Annotated in this window: 4 protein-coding genes and 2 pseudogenes; 4 read left to right on the top strand and 2 right to left on the bottom strand. The window is 68.6% G+C overall.

The window, feature by feature from the left end:
- Together minC and FKV24_RS12495 are read right to left on the bottom strand one after the other, a co-directional pair.
- Window positions 1–279, bottom strand: a pseudogene (gene minC / locus FKV24_RS12500) (septum site-determining protein MinC); the annotation flags it as partial.
- The gene (locus FKV24_RS12495; protein WP_111266885.1) at window positions 276–878 is read right to left on the bottom strand and encodes a GNAT family N-acetyltransferase; all 603 of its coding nucleotides are present in this window, start codon (window positions 876–878) and stop codon (window positions 276–278) included. The pseudogene minC and the gene FKV24_RS12495, both read right to left, overlap by 4 nt.
- Before the next feature lie 146 nt (window positions 879–1,024).
- On the opposite strand from FKV24_RS12495, the gene FKV24_RS12490 reads away from it, so the two are divergent.
- The 4 genes and pseudogenes from FKV24_RS12490 (at window position 1,025) to FKV24_RS12475 (ending at window position 4,536) form a co-directional block, all read left to right on the top strand.
- The gene (locus FKV24_RS12490; protein WP_111266884.1) at window positions 1,025–2,278 is read left to right on the top strand and encodes a sensor histidine kinase; all 1,254 of its coding nucleotides are present in this window, start codon (window positions 1,025–1,027) and stop codon (window positions 2,276–2,278) included.
- A gap of 121 nt (window positions 2,279–2,399) precedes the next feature.
- The gene (locus FKV24_RS12485; protein ID WP_111266883.1) at window positions 2,400–3,041 is read left to right on the top strand and encodes a response regulator; all 642 of its coding nucleotides are present in this window, start codon (window positions 2,400–2,402) and stop codon (window positions 3,039–3,041) included.
- Window positions 3,042–3,124: 83 nt separating this feature from the next.
- A pseudogene (locus FKV24_RS19905) lies at window positions 3,125–3,193 on the top strand (DNA-binding response regulator); the annotation flags it as partial.
- A 176-nt stretch (window positions 3,194–3,369) separates the two neighbouring features.
- Window positions 3,370–4,536 carry a polyketide cyclase gene (locus FKV24_RS12475; protein ID WP_111266881.1) on the top strand — a complete coding sequence of 389 codons (1,167 nt, stop codon included), beginning with the start codon at window positions 3,370–3,372 and terminating at the stop codon, window positions 4,534–4,536.
- Window positions 4,537–4,712 lie beyond the last annotated feature (176 nt).

Genomic DNA, 4,712 nt, shown 5'->3' with positions numbered 1-4,712 from the left:
GGTGGTGCCGTAGGCGAGCGCGACCGGCAGCACGCCGGCCTCGCGCAGGCCATCGAGCAGGGCGCGGGCGGTGGCGACGTCGGGCACCTGGGACAGGCCGCCGAAGTCGATCACCACGGCGGCGCGGGCGAACAGGCGGGGCGCGCGCTGGACGCGCTGGCGCATTTCCTCGATCAGACGGTCGACGTCGAGGGTGCGGATGCGGAGGTTGGCGATGCCGACCTGGCCGATCTTCAGTTCGCCCGCCTGTTCATAATCACCCATCGCGACGGCGCTCATCGACCGGAGGTTCCGGTCAGGCGCGGCGGCGTCGCCACGGTGCGGCGGGCGCGGACCCAGTCCTCGTCGGGCAGGTTGTCGCCGTAGGTCTCGCGGACCCACTCGTAGCTGCACAGCGACTTCATCAGCATCGCGGTGCGGACGCCGACCTCGGGCATCACGTGCTGGCCGACCTCGCGGAAGCCGAAGCTGCCGTGGAACAGCAGCGCCGGGTCGTGGCCGCCCTCCAGGAACACCTCGCAGGCCATCTGCGGGTAGCGCAGCTCGGCATAGCTCTGGGCATCGGCGTAGAGCGCGCGGCCGACACCGCCGCCACGGCGGCGGCTGGCGACCACGATGCGGTCGATGTAGAAGAACCCCGCGTGGCGCTCGTGGAACCAGCGGAAGTTGCTGCTGTCGTGGTCCGAGCCGCTACCGACGCCGATCAGGAAGCCCGCGAGCGTGCCGTCGCGCAGGGCGACGCGAAAGTACTCGGCGCTGTCGTAGAAGTGGCGTACCCGGGCCGCGTCCAGCGGCAGGATGGCGGGTCCGGCGGCGTTGTTGAGGGCAAGGACGGAATCCAGCTCGTGCTCAAGCACGTCGCGGACGACGATCGACATTCCTGACTCCATGATGTTTCGGGCCGGCGCATGCGGCGCCAGCGAAGCGGATTATCGCATGGCTGCGGGGCCTGGGCGACTGCGCAATGACGATTCCATGACTTTCGGACGGCTACGCAAACCCCTGATGGGGCTAGCATGCCGGCATGTTGAACCTCCTGAACCATTCCCGACTGCTGCGCTATGCGGGCCTGTTCACCTGGGCGATGGTGGGGTGCTGGCTGCTTTCGATCTGGCTCGACCCGGCGGTGATCGAGGCCCTGCCGGAGGGCGACGTGGCCGCCCCGCACCTCGCGGTCGGGCGCTGGCTGGCGGTCTATCTGAGCTTCGGCGCGGTGTACTGGTCGATCACCCGCTCGCTGGGGTCGCGGCGGACCACCTGGCTCGACCACATCCTGCTGTTCATCCTGACCCTGTGCGCGATCAGCGTCAGCTACTTCTCCAGCACCGGGCTGGGCAGCATCCTGCTGATGGTGGTGGCGGGGCTGCTGCCCTGGCTGCTGACCCTGCGGATGGGACTGGTGTGGCTGATCGGCAGCAGCGCCTCGATCATTCCGGTGTTCGCGGGCCCGATCGGCATGCCGCCGATGATCGCGGTGGTGCAGTCGCTGGTCTACATGGGCTTCTCCAGCTTCGTGTTCGTGACCGCCTTCGTCGCCCGCCAGCAGTCGCTGGCCCGGGAGGAGCAGCGCAGGCTGAACTCGGAGCTGCGCGCGACCCGCGCCCTGCTGGCGGAGAGCGCCCGGGTCAACGAGCGCACCCGGATCTCGCGCGAGCTGCACGACCTGCTCGGCCACCACCTGACCGCGCTGAGCCTGAATCTGGAGGTCGCGGGGCATCTGTCCGAGGGACGGGTGCGCGAGCACGTCCGCCAGGCCCACACCCTGGCCCGGCTGCTGCTGACCGACGTCCGCGAGGCGGTCAGCCAGCTGAGGGAGGGCGGGGCGATCGACCTGGAGGCGGCGCTGCGCCCGCTGGCGGAGAACGTGCCGTCGTTGCGCATTCACATGGACATCGAGTCGCCGCTGACCCTGGACGACCCCGAGCGCGCGCACATCCTGCTGCGCAGCACCCAGGAGATCATCACCAACACCATCCGCCACGCCGGCGCGGCCAACCTGTGGGTGAAGGCCTACCGCGACGGCGACATGATCGTGATGGAGGCCCGCGACGACGGCCGCGGCGCCAGTTCGCCGGTATCCGGCAACGGTCTGCGCGGCATGCGCGAGCGGCTGGGCCTGTATGGCGGCGACCTGAAGATCGAAACCCGCCCGCAGGCGGGCTTCGCGTTGCGCCTGGCGCTGCCGGCCACGGTGCTCGCTTCGGCGTCGGCGGAGTCCGCCGCGAGCGTCCAGGCGGCCGACCGGCCCGGACCGGACGCACGGGGAGACGCGGCATGACGGCATCGTGCGCCCGGGCCGTATCGACGTACACTTTTCCAATCTCGCCTGTTCGGCAGTCCCTCCGGTTCCCGCAAGGGCCGCGGTGGGGGCGGGGGCAGGCTCTCAAAGGAGCGGCGGCATGATCCGCGTATTGCTTGTTGATGATCAGACCCTGGTCCGGCAGGGGGTTAGGTCCCTGTTGTCGCTGGCCGAGGGCATCGAGGTGGTGGCCGAGGCCGGCGACGGGCGCCAGGCGGTGGAGATGGTGCCGGAGGTCAGGCCCGATGTGGTCCTGATGGACATGCGCATGCCGGTGATGTCGGGGCTGGAGGCCCTGCAGGCGCTGGCCCGCAGCGACAGCCTGCCGCCGACCATCATCCTGACCACCTTCGACGACGACCAACTGGTGCTGGCGGGCCTGAAGGCGGGCGCCAAGGGCTATCTGCTCAAGGACGTCTCGCTCGAACAACTGGTCGACGCGATCCAGACCGTGGCCCAGGGCGGTTCACTGGTGCAACCGGCGGTCACCCAGCGGCTGCTGTCGGGGCTGGAGCACATGCGCAACGAGTTCGTGAGCCTCGACCGGCCGGACCCGCTGACCGACCGCGAGACCGAGATCCTGCGGCTGATGGCCGGGGGCTTCTCCAACAAGGAGATCGCCAATTCGCTGGGCGTGGCCGAGGGCACGATCAAGAACCACGTGTCCAATATCCTGTCCAAGCTCGGCGTGCGCGACCGCACCCGGGCGGTATTGAAGGCGTTCGAGCTGCAACTGGTCTGAGCGACAGGATACCCGGCCCGCCGCAGCGCGGCGGGCGTTCGTTGCCAGGCGAGGCGATGCCTCGCAGGCGCTGGCGCCTCACCCTGTCCAAGCTCGGCGTGCGCGACCGTACCCGTGCGGTATTGAAGGCGTTCGAGCTGCAACTGGTCTGAGCGGCGCAGCGCGGCCCGGGCCGGCGGCACGATTCGCTGGCGGCCGCCCCGGAAACGCCGGTGCGGTCCGGGCGTGGAACTCCTGCGAAAGGGTAATGCGCCCGCCCCGGCTTCCTTGTTAGGATTAGGGGTCTGCGCCCCGGTCTGGTCCCGGGTCGGCCCTGGAGAAAACCTGAATGACCCGTCTGATCGAGATCCTGATTTCCATTGCCATCGTGACCGTGCTGTTCCTGACGGTCGGCGTCCTGCTGCCCGATCGCCGCCACCTCGAGGAAAGCGTCGAGTCCAACCGCAAGCTGACGATCGTGTACGACACGCTCAACAGCCTGCGCCGCTTCGACGACTGGAACTCGCTGGTGCTGCACGATCCGGGGATCGAGCTGAAGCTGTCCGGCCCCGAATCCGGCGTCGGCGCGCGCCTGGACTACCAGTCCCAGGTCGAGGAGCTCGGCAGCGGCAGCTGGGAGATCACCGGCAACGAGCCGAACAAGAGCGTGAGCTACGCGCTGACCTCCAATCCGAAGGGCAACAACCCGTTCCGCGGCCGCGGCAAGAACGAGCGGACCACCTACACCCTGACCCCGACCGGCCGCAGCGGCCGCAACGTCATGATCACCCAGACCTATGACGTCGACTACGGTTGGGACCTGCTGGGCCGTTACGCCGGCATGTACGTGACCAGCAACTTCGGTCAGGACATGAAGCTCAGCCTGAGCCGCCTGAGCAACATGCTGGCGACCGTGCCGAACCACGACTACTCGGTGTTCGGCAAGGACGATCCGAGCAAGGCGCCGCAGCTGTCGCAGCGTCCGGCCCAGAACCTGCTGATCGTGCGCGCCGCGGTGCCGCGCGACAACGACGCCGTCGCCACCCAGATGAAGAGCAACATGGAGTGGATCAAGAAGGTGATGGACGCCAACGGTCTGGTCGCCGCCGGTCCGGTCCGCGTCATCACCAACGAGTTCGGCGCCGAGACCTATTCCTTCGACGTTGCCCAGCCGGTGCGCAAGAAGGGCGACGGCGACAGCAAGGACAATGGCAACGGCAAGGAGGGCGAGGACAAGGCCGAGGCCACCGCCGCGGTGCCGGCGACCGACGCCGAGAAGCTCGAGATCAAGGTCGAGGGTCCGGTCGAGGCGGTCTACGCGGAAGGCTCGAAGGTCGCGATGGTGCCGTTCGTGGGTCACATGGCCAACCTGGCCAAGGTCCGCGACGCGCTGCGCGCCTGGGCCCTGACCCACGGCTACGAGACCGTCGACCGTCCCTATGAGGACTGGAACAACGGCATCGAGAAGGGCTTCACCCTCGAGGGCGACTTCAACGTCTATTGGATGGTCAAGTAAATCCCCCGCCACCGGCGCCGCGCGAGCGGCCCGGCAGCCTCGAAAAGCGCCGCCCCGTGCGGCGCTTTTTGTTTGCGGGACTGCTATCGTCGTGGGCCTTGTGACTGCCGCCGGGTTCGCGATGTCCGCCAGTTCCGCAACGCTTCTTCCACCGGCTTCGCGCGGGCCGCGCGCGC

This window comes from Marilutibacter maris, from assembly GCF_006546735.2.
Classification (GTDB): Bacteria; Pseudomonadota; Gammaproteobacteria; order Xanthomonadales; family Xanthomonadaceae; genus Marilutibacter; species Marilutibacter maris.
The sequence above is the reverse complement of the archived record's forward strand: the minus strand, read 5'-3'. Positions and strand labels throughout refer to the sequence as shown.